We start from the raw sequence: 18861 nt of genomic DNA, 5'->3' as shown, positions 1-18861 counted from the left end.
CCACTCTACTAGTATCGTCCTAAAAATTAGTTCAAAAAGCAAGTCTTTACCATAAAATATTTTAGAAAGACAGCTAAAAGAATTCTTCAATTGACAAAAAAAGGCCAATCCCACGGCGGGAAATGACCTTCCGATTTAATCTAATATACTTTATGAATAACATCTTCAAAATCAGGTTCCTGCATCTCTACGTCTGCAAGTTCACCCCATTCGCCAAGCTGAGCCAGAATTTGCATCGTACCTATACGATTCCGATTCGCTTCTACCGTAATTGTTCGCTCGGTACGGCCTATTATCTTCACCGCTTCATGATGAAATCCGGCCAGACTTGAACTCTGAATGTCTTGAAGATACGAAACTTTTATAATAGTAGGCAGACCTATATTCTCTCTTAGAGATTGCACCGTGCCATCATACGTAAGCTGTCCATGGTTAATGACCATTACCCTGCTGCATAGCTGTTCGATATCATCCATGTCATGGGTTGTCAGCAGAATCGTTTTACCAAAGTCACGGTTCAGCAGTTTCAAGAAAGATCGAATATTCCGCTTTGCATTTACATCAAGCCCAATCGTTGGTTCATCAAGGAACAGAATATCCGGATCATGAAGCATCGAAGCACCTAGATCGGCACGCATCCGTTGTCCAAGCGACAATTTGCGTACAGGTGTATCCCAGAATTCTTTCAGGTCTAGAAGAGCTGCAAACTCTTCTAGCCTTTTGTGTTTATCCTTATCATCCACACGGTACATTTTGGCGAGGATATCATAGCTGTCTTTTACCGGAAGATCCCACCACAGCTGACTGCGCTGACCAAACACAACTCCAAGACGTCTTACTACCTGTCTTCGCTGCTGATGCGGATTCATTCCATTTACCCGTACCTTTCCTGAACTCGGATGAAGGATGCCGGTTAACATTTTTATCGTCGTCGATTTTCCTGCACCATTCGGACCGATATAACCTACAAATTCTCCAGGTTCGATCTGGAAACTGATATTTTGAACGGCATGTTTGACCGTGTATTCTCTAGAAAATAAAGCGCGGAGTCCCGCAAAATTCCCGTCTTTCACAATAGGCGTTTTGAACTCCTTATGTAAGCCTTGTACTTCGATCATACCTGACTCCTCCTTAACTACCTGTGCTCTGATATTTTGTCATGCCAAATTTCCAAAAACGCAGGCTGAGGGCGAGAAAGCCCATCGCTGCCAATAGAATGATGAGAAAAATCCACGCCCCCCATTCCCCTCTCAAGATATAAAGGGCAGGAACATAATTGACTAGACCTACTGGCAGCACAAAAAGGAGCATCCCGGCAAGCCAATTCGGATAAAGGGAGAGCGGAAATCTTGCAGCCGTACCCGCTGCATCTTCCGTAAATGTCTGGAGTTCGCTGATTCTTGTCGTCCAGAATCCAATTGTCGCAGTAGCAAGGCCAATGGAAAATAAAAGAACAGCCCCCGTCAAGACCACCAATAAAGACTGCGGTACAGCAATCCATCCAATCTGGCCGCTGCTCATCATTCCATGAATAGACCAGCCAAAGACAAATCCTCCTTGCAACCACTCCCCAAGCATGATACGAAAACGCTGCGGCAGTAGAGTGATAAGAACGGGTAGTGGTCTTGTTAGCAGCTGGTCCATATCTCCGCTGACTAAATATTTTTCAAGATGATGTACTTCGTTCGCAATGGAGCGGTACACCGTTTTTGATAAAGTCATGATGGAAAATAGATAACCAACCTCATAGATATTCCAGCCTTGAATGGCTCCAAACCGATGAAGAACAATCGCAATCATCAGAAATTCAGCAATTTGAATAAAAGCGGCGAGAAAAGAACCGAGAAAGAAATTGAGTTTGTATTGCATGGAACTTTTGATGCTCGTGCGGATCAGTAATACGTAAAGTTCTAAGTAGGTGCGAAGTGGATAGAAAGTGTTATGTTTTTGTGATGAATGTGTCTCCGTCTCTGTGTTCATCCTCCCTGCACCTCCACTTTTCTGCGAAGATAGTAGGTAGCAAGAAAACAGATCAGGGTGAGTATTAGCATCCGTAGCAGTGTTCCCATTAGTAGAGAGCCATCCTCATAACCGAGGTAAATGCGAGTCGGTACATACATAAGATACGGATAGGGTGACCACCAGGCAATTGTTTGAAGAATTTTAGGAAGCCATTCAATAGGGATAAAAAATCCCGCAAGTAAATTAATAAGTGCATGGTTCGCCCATTGCAGCCAGCTTGATTCCGTAGTCCACATCGCGGTAACCCCAATGAGATAATTGATACAGATTCCCATGTAACCAGCACCGAGCAAACTTGCCGCAGTTAAGACATACGTCGCTCCGTTATCTGGCACCCTGAGCTTGAAGGCAATGAGATAGACGAGATAGATGGGAATGGATTTGTACAGAAACTGATAGAGAATCTGCCCCCATTCTCTAGACATGAGATGCGTAAAGAGATGAACGGGTCTCATCAGATCCATAGAGATATGACCTGTTCTTACAGACTCCGGGATACCGAGGCCATTCGTAAGAAAAGACGTTACCCAAAGAGATGCTTGCGTAAATGCAATGTAACTGACCATCCCCTGCGTTCCGTATTCTCCTAGAGAGCGCCCTTCCCCAATTCCAATCCAGATACAGGCGTACAGATAACCGAATAAAGCACTTGCGACATTGTGCACCATATGTGCACCGCGGTACTGTAAGTTTCTTGCATAGGCCTTACGGGCCAGGGTGAAATAGAGCATGAATACACCTCCGATAAGCTTGGTTGAGACGCCAGCCGTGCGTCTACTTCAGACAAGGTGAAATGCGAGAAGGGCACTATCATACCAAATATGGAAGGTAAATACAATTGTTTTTTGCAGGTAGAAATTTACGTCATAGAACTTTAAAATACACAAAAAACCACCGGGTCCAAGTTGTCTAATGCTCTCTACAATATCTCTTCCTGCGCTAGTAACAGAGCTTTAGAATCTACGCAGAAGAGATGAAAGCAGCAGCCTTCCTTCGTTGGCCCGATGGTCTTATTTATTTTATTACGATCATTTCGAATCAATTATAATATCTTTAACTGTAAAACTTATTTATTTGAATAGAAACTACAGATCTTTCTTTCGGAATCGCAGGACTCCCCATACAAAAGCAATCGCAGCATATAACATCGCATAGATTACAAAGGTACCCGTTGGAACATCTCCAATGAAAAATCCAGATAGAATCTTGCTTACATTAACGACACTGCCTAGTTCATCAAGACCGATGAGCCCATGCATCATTTTTCGCTGCAACGCATCCACTGGCATAATGATGGACATGAGTCCCGAAATATTAGACAGCGTATTACCGATTTCTTCTGCGCCAAAGGCCTCAAAAATCCCGATCTTCTGTACCTTCTCCAGCATGCCGCCAAGCCAGCCCGCTCCAAATAACATGGTTATAAACACACCGTTTCCGAGCGATGAAAATTTAGTAGAACCGAGCATCGTAAGTGAAACGAGCAGAACAATAATGAGAGCAAGCAAGAGCAGTGCCTTAACATGAACCATAAAGGCTTTAGGGATTGCTGCATGGATATCCGTAATGACCATAATTGCTGTATATAAAATCAGCGTATAACAGCAGAGCAGCGTGACAAATCCGAGCCACCGCCCAATATAAAACTGTGTTCTTGATATCGGACGTGTAAGCAGAGCCTGCATGACTCCTTGCTCTGCTTCCCCAGCGATCGAAGAGAATGAGCTAAAGATCGAGAGCAGCGCAATGACAAAACCAGCAAAGAAGAAGCCGATCATCATCATGAGAACTCCCGTCGTATAGTTAGTAATGATAGAATTGCCATCCGAAAATCCCCCAAAGCTCTCACTTCCTGCGACAGCATCCGCAATAAACCAGTAAGCAATTAGGAATAGTATCGTAAGAATCATAGCGAGCACCATAACCCGCTTACGAATCATCTCTTTCCAGGTCATCTGCATAATGAGCATCATACGTCTCGTTCCCCCCGATGACTAAGCCCCTTCACTGCCGTTAAGAACCAGTCTTCCAATTTACCGCTCTCTTTCCCAACTTCATAAAGCGTAAGCCCTTGTTCAATGAGTAATGAATTAATCCATCCCGCCTGTTCTTCATTCTGTAATTCGGCTTTGAGCCAGACCGTATCATGTCCTGAAATAACAAGCTCTTGCTGCGCCGTATTAGTAGAAGAGTCCGGCTTATGTAGCGTTTCTACTTCAAATTCAAAACCCGTTTCATCCTGAAGCCACGTTCTCACAAGTGGTGTATAACCGCTTACCTTAAATCGATAGGTTACTTTTTGCTGAAGTACATTCCCTATATCGCCCGTACGCAGAATCTCCCCATTATTTAGAAGTGCAATCTGGTCACATACCGCTTCTACATCTTCAAGCATGTGGGAGTTTAAGAAGATGGTCTTACCTTCTGCTTTCAATTTCATCAGAATCGAGCGAACCTCTTTACGTCCAACAGGATCAAGGGCTGAAGAAGGCTCGTCCAAAAAAATAATATCAGGATCACTAACAAGCGCTGCCGCAAGTCCAAGACGTTGCTGCATACCTTTAGAATAGTTCTTGATCTTGCCCTTTCCCCGGCTCCCAAGTCCTACCTCATCAAGCAATTTTGGAATTCGCTCTTTGGCTGTTCTTGTATCTACTCCACATAGTTTTGCATGAAGTTTAATTACCTCTTCTCCTGTCAGCCATTCTTGATACCTGAATAACTCCGGCAAGTAACCAATTCGCTTCTTCGCTTCCAGACTATGAATCGGATGTCCAAAGATGGTTGCTGTTCCCTCTGTAGGATGAATCAGACCGACCAGCATTTTTACAAAGGTGCTCTTCCCTGCTCCATTCGGGCCGAGGAAGCCAAAGGCTTCCCCTTTCTGAACGGTGATCGATACATCACGGCATCCACGACCATTATCGAACTCTTTCGTCAATCCTTCAGTATGAATAGCTGCTGTCACTGATTCATCAGCTCCTTGATTTCTTGGATCATTTTCTCTTTTGTATCGAACAATGTGTACCCCTCTAAGCGATAGACCACATCATTTTTAGTCCATGTAGCCGTATAATTAACAATCTCTTCTCTACCTGATTCTCCATAGTAATTGTCACTTTTCTGTTCTAAAATGACAGAATTGCCGTCCACACTTATTTTCTCAGCATTGCCATTAGTAATTACTGGAATAGGAAGTTTTCCGTTCAATATCTGTTCCGTTTGGATTGCTGACTTCATTCGATCTGGCAATAGCGGAAAGTTCAGCACTGCTTTTACTGCGTCTTCAACTGCCACAGAAGAGTCTACGTTAACTGTCGGAATTTTTTGTTGGTATAGAGATGCGCTTTTTTTATTATCATCTGTTTGATAGATCTGGTATAACATTGCAGGAATCTCGAATGTAATAAGCTTACCATCTAGTGATTCTGGCATAAGATGATCTGCTCCCAGTCGTTTCATCGTTGCATTTACTTTAGGTATATCCAGCTTCATCGTTATCGTCTGTGAACTGTTAGCAATTCCAGAATGTTTCGGATCAATCAATTCATCAGTTACGGCTTGTAAACCGATCATATTTGCGATCTGCTCTGCTGTCTTGTTCTCCGTTTTGAAGTACTCCCCAGATTCACTCGTAAAAGTTCCATACTTATTTATAAACTCTTGCTCCCCGGCTCCTTCTGAGATCGTGTTAAACAAGTTCATCAATTCCCCTTCATCTACGGATGTAACTTCCTCCATTCGGAATTGATTCAGGATCGCAGCAAGTGCTTTATCACCAATAGGTGTTGCTACCATCACGCCGGCAATCGCTGCAGCAGTTGCAATACTAATCCACTTTTTCGCAGGATGTCTTCTCGCTTTCTTTCTCTTCGGCTTATTACCTTGGTTCCTATTCACTAAATTTTGTTCTTCTTCATTTATCTTCATTTCTCTCATCTCTCCTTTGATTGTATTTGTGGAAACTCGATTTGTTTGATCTATTTCTATCTCTTCTGATTTCTTCATATCCAGTTGGCTCGACGCCCAAGTTGCCCATTTGGGGCTCATCTCCTCTTTCTGGAGCTTGGATGTGAGCTTTTCCCATGCTTCATCTATCCGTTCATTTTCGTTGTTATCTTTTATAGAGGTCATGGATTCATTCAACTCCTTATCATTCCATATTCTCGTGAGGCAAAGATCCTAAGTCACCGATTTTCTTAGTACTTTCCGTTTCAATTTATTCGTTGCCCGGCTCAGCATGGAGCCGACAAGAGGCGGTCTTACGTTCAGTTCCTCGGCAATTTCAGCGTAGCTGTAACCGGAGTATTTTAGCATCAGCACCTTACGATCTCGTTCAGGCAGTTCTTCCATCCACTCCCGAACTTCTTCTTGATCCATGCGCCTTAGCACCACTTCTTCTCCGGAGGCTATCTGCTGCCCCATATCATAATGTTGCTCCTGTTTATCTTTTAATTTGCGTTCTCTAATCTGTTTACTTATATAGTCATATCCGATGCGAGTCAGTACACGATGTAACCATGCACCCATTGCGGCCGGATCGTCAGGCGGATTACGGTATAACCTGATAAAAACTTCTTGCGCAAGATCTTCCGCCGCGGCTTCATCCTGAACTAGTGCAACAAGTTTACGTCTCACAATCGGATAATGCTCTTCAAATACGGTGCGGAAAATATCGATTTCCGGTCCTTCCATACGTTATTCGTCTCCTTTCAGCTGCAGCTATCTATAAGACGGACCTTATATTTATTTTGTAGCACTTAAATTAATTTTCAACATATCTTTAGTTGCTTTGATGAATTAAGAAATGGATTCACTTATTATAAAATATCGAACATCGTAATTCAGCGTTCAAATAGATTGATAAGATGGAGATGTAGAAAAAACCTCGAATTATAGAAAATATGGAAATTTTCTGGAGAATAACTCACTGAAGAGAAGTGTAAGATTAGTTCTTTGTTAAACTGATAACAGGGGCAATAACAGGGCACTCAGCTCGTCCAGATAAGAAGAAACCAAAAAACACACTCATCGTAAAACTTCCTAAAACAACTATAATTCGACATAATCTGATAGATTTATAAATCACTTTAGATATGAGGGATAAAAAATGTTCAGTTCAACGTTGACTATTCATGCTACAGCTATTATTCATCCAACAGCAGTAATCGGAGAGAATGTTACCATTGGGCCATTCAGCATTGTTGAAGAAGGAGTCAAAATCGGAGATGGATGCAAAGTTGGAAGCCATGTTCTTATTGGTTCACACACACAGTTAGGGAAGAATAATCAGATATTTCAAGGAGCTATAGTTGGTGCAGTCCCACAGGATAAATCATGTAAAAACGGTGGAGATCGCCTGATTATTGGTGATAACAACACAATAAGGGAGTATGTAACAATTAGTAAAGGAACACACAAGAGTGATGGTGTAACACGTGTAGGAGATGGCAATCTCCTTATGAATTACGTCCACATCGGGCACGATGCTATATTGGGTAATCACATCGTCATTGCTAATAGTGCTCAATTAGCGGGTCACGTGGAGATTGAAGATTATGTATTTATTGGCGGCCAGGTTTGTATTCTTCAATTCTGTAAAATTGGTAAGCTTTCCATGATCGGAGGGATGAGCGGTGTTTCCCAAGATATTGTACCTTACTCTCTAGCTAACGGTGAACGTGGAGATATATGTGGTGTAAATATTCTCGGGTTAAGGAAAGAGGGCATATCCAGAGATGAAGTGAAGATCATAAAAGAAATACACTCTATTTTATTTCGCCAGAAGTTATCACTTGCTAAATCTATCGAAGCGATAAATGCCTTACCTCCGTCGGAATGCAAGCACCATACACTTCAATTTCTAAATAAATCGACACAAGGGATCGCAAGAATGAACGATAAGTTTACTCCTCCTAATAACAATTGACCTTTGCCTTGTTCATTTCAGGCTACTCAAAAAAAGCTGCGAGGAATGCTCCTCAGCAGCTTTTTTCGCTTACGTACAGTAGAACTTCAAACCCTAATAAATCGTCCGGTTCTGTTCATCTGCAATCCCTGATTTACGATAGAAATACGTATTAATAATATCTCGCCATTCTTTAGCATGCTTATGCTGATGTTCAAGTCTTGCCATCACACCCGCATAACGTTTCGCATCGATCTTTCCTTCCAGACTGCTCCACTGCTGAATAAGATTCTCTACTCCTTCTACTCCGGCAAAGTGAGTATCATAAATATGTTGGATAACTGTGCTTCCCGAATGCAGCTTATGTGTATACGGCACATGATGGAAGAAGAGCAAAAGCTTATCCGGGCAGGTCACAAGTGACTCATATCGTTCGGCATTTTCCGGGAAATATTGACCTGTGTAGCCTGTGCCGTTTTTTACCGTACGATTTACCCCAATCCCATCGCAATCGGCAAAGTGATACGTACCCCAGACCGAATATTCATATCCATCAACGTTAGGCCCATAATGATGCTCTGGATTGACCATCCAGCCTACTCCAAGCGGTGAGGTATAACTTTCATAGATCCCCCAAGACGCAGCAAGCATGGAGCTTACATGTTCTACAACATCGGGGTCATTTCCAAACGTCTGATGGATCCACTCCGAGGTGATCTGTTGTTCAGACAAATCTGGATTCCAAGTCAGTCGTCCGTACCCATACAAATTCGCTTGGGCAAGCGTATGTCCTGTCCAGTTGTCATCATCCCCGACATTAATTACAGCTGAAATCCCGCTATGCGAATACGGATACAGTTCGCCAGACACTACTTTCTTAATCTCGGATTTGGCACCTTTGGCGTATGTATCAAAATCAAGTATCTCTTTCCACTGCGGAATCAGATAACAGAGATGCCTTTGCTGTCCCGTGTATTCCTGAGTGATCTGGAATTCCAGTATTTGATTCGTGTTCGGCATGGCACCAAGCAACGGAGATACCCCTTCACGTACTTGGAAATCCATTGGTCCATTCTTAATCTGCAAAATTACATTATCTTTAAACTGTCCATCCAGCGGTTTGAAATGATCGTATGCAGCTCTTGCACGATCTGTTGTTCGATCCCGCCAGTCTTGCAGGCAGTTATATACAAAACAGCGCCAAATCACGATTCCGCCATAAGGTTCCAGTGCTTCAGCGAGCATATTCGAGCCATCTGCATGGGTTCTTCCATACGTAAATGGTCCGGGTCTGTGCTCCGAATCTGCTTTGACTACAAATCCGCCGAAATCTGGTATCACCTTATATATTTCTTCCGTTTTCGTCTTCCACCATGCACCGACTCTTTCATCAAGAGGATCTGCTGTCTCAAGTCCTCCGAGTTGAATCGGGCTCGCATAATTGACACTTAGGAATAATTTAATTCCGTAAGCTCTAAAGATCCCAGCTACTTTCGCTACATCCGGTAAAAACTCTGACGTAATCAGCTTCGTCTCTACTTTATGGACATTTACATTATTAATAGAAATTCCATTGATCCCAATCGAAGCCATCATCCTTGCGTAGTCCCGAATCCGCCCATCATTTTGCACAAACTGATTATCTTTGAAAAAAATCGACCGTCCTGCATATCCTCGTTCGATCGAACCGTCCATGTTATCCCAGTGGTTCATCATGCGGAGTGGGTTCCTCGGATTTTCGATAACATCTAGCTGAGTAAGTGTCTGTCCCTCTGACTGCAGAAGCCGCAGCAGATGGAACGTTCCATACAGTAAGCCCTTCTCTGTTTTTCCTATAATATATACGGATTCACCTTCTTCTTGCGGCAATGACCTCAGGGCAAACCCTTCCTCCCCCAACTGCTGAGAGAGTTCCTTTGTCTGTAATGCTTCAGGCAAATCTTCCGCAGAGACCATAGCAAGCTGAATATACGGACGATGAGCAGTATCAGATAGGTTCGCTGTCGTTGTTAGTTCAGGTTCATCTCCGGTCATCTGGAGAATAGCGTAACGAAGTTCCCGTACGGCGGACTCTACTGCTTCTCCTGATGCGGAGCTATGTCTTACAATCCTGGATAAACAAGGTGCATCCTGTCTTTTCTCATATCGTAACCAACCTTTGTCGGCCGAAGAATAAGGAAGCTGTTCCAACTCAGTCATGAGGTCACTCATCCTCTCTATTTCTGAAAGTTTTTAAAGCCAATGAATGGACTATGAAATGGATTCAATTAGACAAAATAGTGCGGATATTTCTCTAACAAGAAATCTTGTTCCACCACAGCGAGCCGCAAATGATTCTCCATAATTTGAACAGCCTGTGACGTTTCTTTGTTCACAATCAGTTGATAAATCTCCTTGTGCTGAGAAATGATATTATCCCAGTTCAAGTCTTTGGACAATCGGAGCAGACGCAGACGATTGAAATGAATATTGAGCTGCTGCAGCATTTTCCAAGTTCGTGCTTTTCCTGTACCCTCAAACAAAATCTGATGGAACTCTTCATCAAGCTCATAAAGTTTGTAAACATTGTTTCTGCCTGCGCAGACGTCCTGCAAAGCAATATTGGTTTCCATTCGAAACCTGTATTCTTCATCAAAAGATTCACATGCAAGAGCTACAATCTCTCTCTCAATTTTCTCTCGTATAAATCTTCCTTCTTCCACATGCGCAAGATTAATCAGGGATACCGAGCTTCCACTTTGCGGCACAATATCTAGCAGCTCTTCTTCTGCCAGTTTCATAAAAGCCTCGCGTACAGGAGTCCGGCTTACATTCAGTTCCTCTGATATCTCTTTCTCGGAAATTTTCTTTCCAGGTTCCAGTTCCAAGTGCATGATTTTATCTTTCAAATAATGATAAGAGTAAGCCCGAGTAGACCCTTTGAGCTTCTGTTCTGTAGACATACGGTTCCCTCTTTCTTCTCCAATACTTATATCTATCTCTAGTTAGCTACTATGTCACAGCACCTTAATGACTGGAGATGCGGGTATAAAATAAACCGGAAGATCCGGAAAATGATCTCGAATCTGCTGAGCAACTGCCTTCATTCCCGGCTCTTCACTAGCTGCATGACCAATCAGGATTTGTGATTGCGGGCTTCCTTGACTCACCGCATCCTGTACATATTCGGGTGTTTCCCACTCAGGACCTTCTCCTGCTATTAGTAAATCGATTCTTTGTTCCGTGAATAAAGAAAGCGCGATATTACTTCCGCCCCGATAACCGGCAGTAAGAGCAATTTCACTACACTTTTGTTCACTGTCTCCAGCAAAACGAACATAAGGAAGATCAAGTCTATCTTTCAGATGTTGAACGATCTGCTGCACGCTGAGCGGCTCGGGAAGGGTAACCAGACAAGCATACTTCAGATGGCTATATTGATGATACGTATCCCAGTCTAACGCTTGTAGAAGTCCATGCGTGATGATATCGGGAACCGCTTGATGCGGGCCATCATGATATCGGTATAAGATCATTTGGTGTGATTCGATCTGTTCCTTTTTTCTTAAAATAACAGGATTCTTTAGTTCCTTTTCTGCTCTGCTCCCATGATGTTCATAAAACACACCTTCATGGGTGATGAAAAGATTTGCTCCAAGCTGTGCTGCTTTCTCAATAGCTTCATGAGAAGCAACAAAGGAAACAGCCACTCCCTGAACCTTCTGGTTCAAATTCCCCGTGATAAGCCCATCCACCGTAGAACCTTCAGGTCCAGATGCAAGAGGAAGCACATCCATTACTTCTTGAACGGTCAATGACAAATGATCACCTTACCTTCTGTGACTTAGATCAGAAAAGAAAATTATTTTACCTTCATAATCTTTAAAATTGCTGCCCTTGATCAATACGTTAGATCATAATCGAAGATTTCAGAGAAAGTGCTTTTATCTTTTACCCTACCTAAAAAACCGTTTACAAATTTGTTGTGAAAAAAGTCCGCTTCATTTATACAGATGCTATGCACCTTTCAGTAAAAAATAAGCGAACAATGAAGTTGCAACAAAATCATTAATTTCCAACCACTAACCATACTAGTATGTTAGTTGGATTTATTGTAATCCTCTATTCCCTTTTATTCAATATATTTCTTTAATTTGGAACATCTTTGTTGATGTTCATCCATCGCTTTACTTTTCCACAAAAAAAGCACCCTTAAGAATCTTGTATCCTAACCCTATGGTTAGTTACGTATTCTATATGAGTGCTGCCTTGATTATTTTGCATGAATTAGACTATCCGCCATCTTCACCATCTCTTCTTCACTTAAAGCTTCACTTGCGTTATCTTCCATAAAGTATGCTGTGGAAGTTGATTCATCATACCAAGCGATTTTAGTATTAAAGTAAGTATTACTTGGATCCTGTACAATCACGGCTTCCTGTGTACCTATCTTTATTTTCCTGCTTATCGCGCCAGCTGGTTGAGGTACGTTCATTCCGATAGCATACGAGGCAAGGACTGTAAGGCTGTACGGTTCCTCTTTTGTAGAAAAATAGAGAATGACGCCACCGGACTTACTCCAATGCAGAGTCTCTGCAGATATTTTCTCTTTGCTTCCCTTTGCCTTTAAACTCAGCCTTTGAAGCAGCTTATCATATTCGGAACCTTCTCCATCTCCAGCTGAAGGATATTCTGGCCAAATCGTTGCGTAATGAAACGTGTATCCTTTGGACAAATAGGGGGGGGATATCAGATCTGGTGCACTTGTACTTTTTGCTTTCTTATAATACTCGTTAATATCGTAATATTGGATGGGTTTATACTCATAAAGAATTTCATTTGGGCCAAGATAGGCTTGCAAGTCAGCCTCTATGGGAAAATACGCTGTGAGTTCACCGGGTTTGGCTTCTGGTTTCAATTTCTCTATCCGTTTAGATTCTTTTGAATAATAGTTACGATCTTTCATAGGATATGTGTCAACGACGACTTTCCCCTTCTTATTATAGATTTTCGCAAATTCCTCGGCAGCATAGGTTGTTACCGAAGCAATACACACACAGAAGAGAAGGAACAAAGACACTGTTTTCCATCTATGGTTACTTTTTTTCTTCATTGTTGAGTTCGTGATCTGATCTATAACACGAGGGACAACCGAAATCTGCTTAAGTTCTTCGTCCGTTACACTATGTCGCCTTATGCTTTGGTTTTCATTAGTGAAAATGTCCATTCCTCCTCATCCTCCCGCTCCATCCATGTTTTTTTCACTTTCATCTTTGTTCTGCTGATTCTTTTTCGTACAGCTTCTGAGCTGGTTCCTGTTATCTCCGATATTTCTTGATAGGTTTTTTCGTGAAATACATGAAGAATAAGTAGACTCCGCTCCGCATGACTGAGACTGAGAAATACTTTTTCAAATGCAGGACTATAAATACTTCGCTCATGAACATCCGTATTTGTTTTGCTTCGCTCCTCCATAAAAAGCAAAGACTTAGCCTTCTCATAAACTTTTCTTTTTCTCAAGACATTAATACAGTGGTTATAAGCAATCTTGTACAGCCAGGAATTAAAACTATACTTCGATTTGTAGGAATCAATCGACTTGTACGCCTTAAAGAAAATCTCTTGGATCGCGTCCTCCGCATCTTGTTCGCTGTTCAGAATCCGACTGCAATAGATGAATATCTGCCTTTCATATTGATGTACAATATAACTGAATTTCTCGATGTCTCCGGCCTTCACGTCAGCTATGTATTGTTCCATTCGCTCCAGTGCCCTCTCCCCCTTTCTGCTTGTTTATCTATATAACAGTTGTGAACTTAGAAAACGGACACAGTAAACTAAATATGTAAATTCTCTTTAAGTACATTACTTCTAAAAATGACCCCTAATACGTTGCTATGCCGCTAAGGATAAGGGGGCTTTATTTACATTCATCACAACAAAAAAAGAACCTGACAATCTATCAAGGCTCTCATCTCCTGCTTGTATTAATACTCCAGCTTGTAAACTACTTCCCCCTCGATTACACGACCATCTGCTGCAAAACCTAACTTCTCATATAAATGCTTTGCCCAAGTATTCTCTGGTTCAAAGATGTAAATTACCTTATGCTTTTTATCCTCTTTAATCCTGTCGATTAACTTCTCCATGGCAGCCTTACCATAGCCTTTTGACTGATACTTCTCATCAATCATTAAACGGGAGATCCAATATTCCTTATCCTCATAATCTATACAGTACATCGTAAATCCTACTAAAATGTCATCGTGGTAGATCGACAAACAAATACACTCCGGAAATGCCTTAGCCTGTGCTATAGAAAACAAATTCGTTGCTACAAACTCTTTCTGTCCATCTGCTACACCAAGCTTAATAACATCAAAAAGGTTATTTCTATCGATCTCCCTAAATTCGATCATATTCTATTCCCCCATAAGTTATCAGTTATCCCGAATTGTTCGTGAACGGCCCTGCCCGTTAGTTCAACTTTATACTATTTGAGAAATCCTCTCTATTTTGGTACATCATGTCATAATTAGCGACACTCAGACAAGGAAATAATTAATTAAATTCAAACTTTCCTGATCAGCTGCAAAAAAAGAACCTAAATTTAAAATTCAAGGTTCTCAAAAAGTAAATTAGGCTTAAAGAAAAACAGATATCGCAGAGTAGATTAATAACAAACACATAATCAATCGATTTAACTTATCATGTTTGGTAAAAAGTTTTTTGAACAACGAACCAATCCTGCCCATAAAATCAATGCTATCTCCCGCAGTAGAGTCTTTTATTTAAAAGTAAAAAATAAAAAGACGGCAACCCATAAATGGTTACCGTCTCCTCTTGTTGATAGAGCTATCGTTTTCCGATATTAAGCTCTTTATTCAGTTGTTGTCGTTTCTGAAGGATCAGTAGAATCTGTAGATTGAGTAGTCTCTTCTTCCTCAAGTTTATTGATTATCTTTGCATTGGAACGCAGATCGGACAACCATGTTGAAGAAAGTTCACTAACTTGTTGATCTACTAGCAACTTACGAATCTCTTCTTTTTTATCTTCAAGGGTTGGATCTGTAGCTTCTTTATAATCGGTTTTCTTAATGATATGGTAACCATGATCGGACTTGACTGGTTCACTGATCTCATTGATTTCCAAGGAGAAAGCCGCTTTCTCGAACTCTTCTACCATTTGACCTTCACCGAAGAATCCAAGGTCTCCGCCATTTGCTGCAGAAGCTGTGTCTGTAGATTTCTCGGATGCCAGGGTTGCAAAGTCTGCTCCTCCATCTAGCTCTTTCTTAATCGCTTCAGCTTCTTCCTTCGTTGCTACAAGGATATGGGAAGCTCTTACCTGCTCTGGAGTAGCAAACGAATCCTTGTTCTCCTCGTAGTACGTGCTAATATCTTCGTCTGTCACCGTTGTTTGCGGCTCTAAAATTTTACGGATTTTCACTTGTATTTCTGTGTTTTCCTTGAGGTCGTCAAGTGTCATGCCTGATTGGGCAAGAGCTGAATTTAGGGCTTCTTCACCGCCAAATTGCGTCTTGAGCGATTCAATCTCAGCGTTCACGTCTTCTTCCGTAATAGAGACGTTAGCCTCCGCTGCCGCTTGGTCAATGAGTTCCATAGTAATCATATTATCAAGTGTGGACGTGCCTCCGAGTGCTACCAATTCGTTATATAGGTCATCCTTCGTAATCTTGGTACCGTTGACTGAAGCCACGGCTTCATTGTCTCCTCCGAACGGAGGCTTGATCAGTACGATAATAAGAATTACAGCAAGAACTCCTGATACAATCATCCAAACTAAGCTGCTCTTGCCTTTTGTAGTAACCTCAGAATTATCATCTGCTAACTTCTCCGCATTTTCCTCTTGTACTACTGTCTCTGGAGATGTTTCTTGCTGTGCTGTTTCCTGCTCTTCAGTTAAAGAATCTTTCTTTTCTTCTTCATTATCGTTTTGTAATGGCTTATTATCCAATTTTTAAAATCTCCCTTCGCGATTTCCTTCTCACTCTATTAAATATAAAGGTTTTATAAAACAAAACATTAAAATAACATAAAAATTTTAAAAGATATCAAATTCAATAACTTTTCACCAAAAGATAGATACTAGACTATTCCACTCGAGTTCACTCTTTCGAAAGAAATTTGATAGAAATTAGTAATAAATAAAAAAGACCTTAACAAGGTCTTTTTGCACGTTTGTCAGATAAATAAGCACACCATTAATTCCTATACGTCAAATTCTAAACTATGAATCTTCCACTCCTCGTTAACCTTTATAAAACTTAAATGTAGGAATGTTGGAGGACTTTCAGGTTCACCATTTATGTTGGTATAGAATTCTCTTATAAAGATATGAAATGTATTTGATTCACGATCATATTCATACCCCTGGATTACCCAATCATCGAATTGAGTCTTTTTTTCATTATTAAATAAGAGCCATTCATAACCCTGAGCGTTTTTGGCGTATAACTTGTTATCTTTTTCTTCAAGCACGATGTCGTCTGATAACAATTGGCGAAGTTTGTCTTTATCTCCTGTTGTGTGAGCTTGAACAAATTCCATTGAAATATTACTTATAAAAGCATAGTTTTCTTTTTCTATATTATAATTATCAATCTGTGTATTCAGCTGCTGAATCGTTTGATTTAATTCTTCTATCTTTTTTCTTTTTCATTTAATGTTTCCGTAAATTTTGTTTTTTCTTCTTCAAGTTGACTCTCATACCCTTCTAATGAATCATCTTTCTGAGAACAAGCTGTAAGCAGCGTAAAGCTACAAATAGCTACTATCAATAATTTCCTCATCAGATTCCCCCACTTTCTCACTTCATTAGAAAATCACTATTCCAAAATGACAAAGCTCGAAAAAAGAAAATACAGCCCTAAAATAAGTACAAAAAACACTACCACATTAAATAAGAGCACATTAACTGACCTTCGATTCTTATACAAAATCACTGCTATAAAACTTGCGATTATTGATAATATTGAAAACGTAATGCTAAGTAGAGTAGTTAAAAACATCGACAACAATGCAATGATCCCTAGAATATATGAGATCCGAATTACACCAGAGCTCTCTCCCCTTTGACCTTTCATGGTTACCTCGCTTCTAAATTCTAAAACACACCCTTATTTTACCATATTCAGGACTTAAACAACCTAAAAAAAGCAGCCGGACATTGAATCGGATGCTCTTTCTCTAGACAGAGATAATAAAGATGATACCTTCATTCTTTTTTACCATAACTTTTTAACATTGTTTCAAATGCTTTATTCCGTTTAACACTACCAAACCCAACAGAAACTCTTTCTACAGAATGATTTTTTAATAACGGGATATAATCATCAATATCCATATTCATTGCCGACGAATGTATGAATTCAGCTAGTGCAGGGGCTTCTCCTAAACTACTAATATCCTTAAGCCCTTTCATGTCTTCAATGTTTATTTTCTTCAATTGAGACAACCCTTTTAACGCTGGTAGTACTTCGACATTTTTAAGTGATTGAAGGAACAAGGATTGCAGTCCGGTTAAACTAGAGATAAACGATAGATCCTTAAGACCACGAATCAGCCATAGCTCCAGGTGCTTGATATTTTCCATTCCTTCGATAGCAGAAAAATCTTTTATCCCACCAAGCTTAATATCAAGTGAAGACAATTTTTTCAGAGATGTTAGAAACTCTATATTTTTTGTTGTTATCGACCTCAACGTAACATTCTCAAGATGATTAAGACTACTGATCGCATCAATGTTTTTGGTATGTCCTTCGATATATATATTTTTCAATTTACTGAATCGTTCAAGAACTGATAGATCAGGTTTTTTAGATTTCGTCTGACCTAAAGTAATAGACTCCAAGCTGTCAGTTACACGGTTTAAAATTTCAAAGCTATCCAAGTTGGAAATACCGATATGTAGTTCTTTCAATTTATTAAGCTGGGTAATCGTATCTAAATTCGTTACCTCGCTCACTATACAATCTAAAGTTAAGCGACTCACATTGTGCATTATAGAAAGAAAGCTTAAATCACTGTTATAATCTCCATAAATCCGAAGTTCAACATCATCTCTTTCAGAGAATAATATATTATTTAATAATTCTAATGTGTACTGATCAACTGGATTTGAGAACTGGATAATCTCTAAATCTTTATAAGCCAGCAGCTTGTACACTTCTTCTTCTGACAGTTTATTAATGATTTCAAGCCTACCTTTGGAAAATTCGCTAAACATGTTTACTTTTCTGTTAGGTAAAGACGCGAAATTTGGGTAATAATCATCTTTTATAGGCTTATATATCATTTCCTTGAATAACGTTTTCCAATTTTGTGTATCTAATATGGCATTCAGGGCATCTTCCAGATATCCTGCGGAGTATGCGATGTTCTCTGAATACTTATTCAAATCTTCTTTTGTAGCAATACGAACAAAATGCTCACTCGCAGTAACTACCTCAAAATCATCTATTCCATCTCGAATATAGTACTTAGGAATATATAAGTCTGTAGGTAAATCTGCATTTCCGATAACATCCCAATAACCATCATCTATGTTTACAATGGTTGTTCTTAAAAGAAACACGATGTCCTTACTTAAGATTTCTTGCACATCTAATATTTTATCGCGACTGACAAAATCGAAGGCAATTAGAATGTCATACATTTCTCCAATCTCAACTACTTGTCCATACCCGTAACGATTTTCATCTAGTGAAATAGTAAAAATATCACCAATATTCACTTTCTTTTTCCTCATGATTCATTCTCCATTATCTTTCAATCCTATGTTCGCTTCATTTTTTTCGTGAATCTGATTTCGCGCATTTTCTAACAAAAAAACCCCTTCGCTTTCGGCGAAGAGGTTTACTATGAAGCGGGTGATGGGAATCGAACCCACGCTATCAGCTTGGAAGGCTGAAGTTCTACCATTGAACTAC

At 40.4% G+C, this 18861-nt stretch carries 18 protein-coding genes; 1 reads left to right on the top strand and 17 read right to left on the bottom strand.

Annotated elements, in window-relative coordinates; genetic code table 11:
* Positions 1-140 precede the first annotated feature (140 nt).
* The 7 genes from H9647_RS20885 to H9647_RS20855 form a co-directional block, all read right to left on the bottom strand.
* Positions 141-1118 (bottom strand): ABC transporter ATP-binding protein, encoded by a 978-nt coding sequence (locus H9647_RS20885; protein WP_191803680.1) that lies wholly within the window; start codon positions 1116-1118, stop codon positions 141-143.
* Positions 1119-1131: 13 nt separating this feature from the next.
* Positions 1132-1980 (bottom strand): ABC transporter permease, encoded by an 849-nt coding sequence (locus H9647_RS20880; protein ID WP_191803678.1) that lies wholly within the window; start codon positions 1978-1980, stop codon positions 1132-1134.
* Positions 1977-2753 carry an ABC transporter permease gene (locus tag H9647_RS20875; protein ID WP_191803676.1) on the bottom strand — a complete coding sequence of 259 codons (777 nt, stop codon included), beginning with the start codon at positions 2751-2753 and terminating at the stop codon, positions 1977-1979. The genes H9647_RS20880 and H9647_RS20875 overlap by 4 nt, the downstream gene beginning before the upstream one ends.
* A gap of 354 nt (positions 2754-3107) precedes the next feature.
* Positions 3108-3995 (bottom strand): ABC transporter permease subunit, encoded by an 888-nt coding sequence (locus H9647_RS20870; protein ID WP_191803674.1) that lies wholly within the window; start codon positions 3993-3995, stop codon positions 3108-3110.
* Positions 3992-4990: an ABC transporter ATP-binding protein gene (locus H9647_RS20865; protein WP_191803672.1), complete on the bottom strand. Its 999-nt coding sequence runs from the start codon at positions 4988-4990 to the stop codon at positions 3992-3994. Before H9647_RS20865 ends, H9647_RS20870 begins: the two co-directional genes overlap by 4 nt.
* Positions 4987-6156, bottom strand: coding sequence for a hypothetical protein (locus H9647_RS20860; RefSeq protein WP_191803670.1), 1170 nt, complete (start codon positions 6154-6156; stop codon positions 4987-4989). Before H9647_RS20860 ends, H9647_RS20865 begins: the two co-directional genes overlap by 4 nt.
* 48 nt (positions 6157-6204) lie before the next feature.
* The gene (locus H9647_RS20855) at positions 6205-6717 is read right to left on the bottom strand and encodes a sigma-70 family RNA polymerase sigma factor (RefSeq protein WP_191803669.1); all 513 of its coding nucleotides are present in this window, start codon (positions 6715-6717) and stop codon (positions 6205-6207) included.
* 415 nt (positions 6718-7132) lie between these two features.
* Here H9647_RS20855 and lpxA point away from each other — a divergent pair, with 415 nt between their 5' ends.
* Complete coding sequence (gene lpxA / locus H9647_RS20850; RefSeq protein WP_191803666.1) at positions 7133-7951, top strand: acyl-ACP--UDP-N-acetylglucosamine O-acyltransferase; 819 nt, start codon at positions 7133-7135, stop codon at positions 7949-7951.
* 93 nt (positions 7952-8044) lie between these two features.
* On the opposite strand, the gene H9647_RS20845 is transcribed toward lpxA, so the two are convergent.
* From H9647_RS20845 to H9647_RS20800, 10 genes are all read right to left on the bottom strand, one after another.
* Entirely contained in the window at positions 8045-10129 is a 2085-nt protein-coding gene (locus H9647_RS20845; RefSeq protein WP_191803664.1) for an alpha-glucuronidase family glycosyl hydrolase, read from the bottom strand.
* Between the two features lie 68 nt (positions 10130-10197).
* On the bottom strand, positions 10198-10872 hold the full coding sequence (locus tag H9647_RS20840) for a GntR family transcriptional regulator (protein WP_191803662.1): 675 nt from the start codon (positions 10870-10872) through the stop codon (positions 10198-10200).
* Between the two features lie 54 nt (positions 10873-10926).
* A complete protein-coding gene (locus tag H9647_RS20835; RefSeq protein WP_225229460.1) occupies positions 10927-11724 on the bottom strand; it encodes a Nif3-like dinuclear metal center hexameric protein in 798 nt (265 codons plus the stop codon).
* 458 nt (positions 11725-12182) lie between these two features.
* A complete protein-coding gene (locus H9647_RS20830; protein WP_191803658.1) occupies positions 12183-13136 on the bottom strand; it encodes a hypothetical protein in 954 nt (317 codons plus the stop codon).
* Positions 13103-13669, bottom strand: a complete 567-nt coding sequence (locus tag H9647_RS20825) for an RNA polymerase sigma factor (RefSeq protein WP_191803657.1) — start codon at positions 13667-13669, stop codon at positions 13103-13105. The genes H9647_RS20830 and H9647_RS20825 overlap by 34 nt, the downstream gene beginning before the upstream one ends.
* A 227-nt stretch (positions 13670-13896) precedes the next feature.
* Positions 13897-14328 (bottom strand): GNAT family N-acetyltransferase, encoded by a 432-nt coding sequence (locus H9647_RS20820; RefSeq protein WP_191803655.1) that lies wholly within the window; start codon positions 14326-14328, stop codon positions 13897-13899.
* A gap of 461 nt (positions 14329-14789) precedes the next feature.
* Entirely contained in the window at positions 14790-15887 is a 1098-nt protein-coding gene (locus H9647_RS20815; protein ID WP_225229459.1) for a peptidylprolyl isomerase, read from the bottom strand.
* Positions 15888-16141: 254 nt separating this feature from the next.
* Positions 16142-16480: a hypothetical protein gene (locus H9647_RS20810; RefSeq protein ID WP_191803653.1), complete on the bottom strand. Its 339-nt coding sequence runs from the start codon at positions 16478-16480 to the stop codon at positions 16142-16144.
* A 92-nt stretch (positions 16481-16572) separates the two neighbouring features.
* Complete coding sequence (locus tag H9647_RS20805) at positions 16573-16722, bottom strand: hypothetical protein (RefSeq protein WP_191803651.1); 150 nt, start codon at positions 16720-16722, stop codon at positions 16573-16575.
* Positions 16723-17147: 425 nt separating this feature from the next.
* Positions 17148-18680 carry an Imm26 family immunity protein gene (locus H9647_RS20800; RefSeq protein WP_191803649.1) on the bottom strand — a complete coding sequence of 511 codons (1533 nt, stop codon included), beginning with the start codon at positions 18678-18680 and terminating at the stop codon, positions 17148-17150.
* Between the last annotated feature and the right edge of the window lie 181 nt (positions 18681-18861).

The organism is Paenibacillus gallinarum (genome assembly GCF_014836635.1).
GTDB lineage: Bacteria > Bacillota > Bacilli > Paenibacillales > Paenibacillaceae > Paenibacillus > Paenibacillus gallinarum.
Note: the sequence above shows the minus strand (reverse complement) of the source record. Positions and strands in the feature narration are given on the sequence as shown.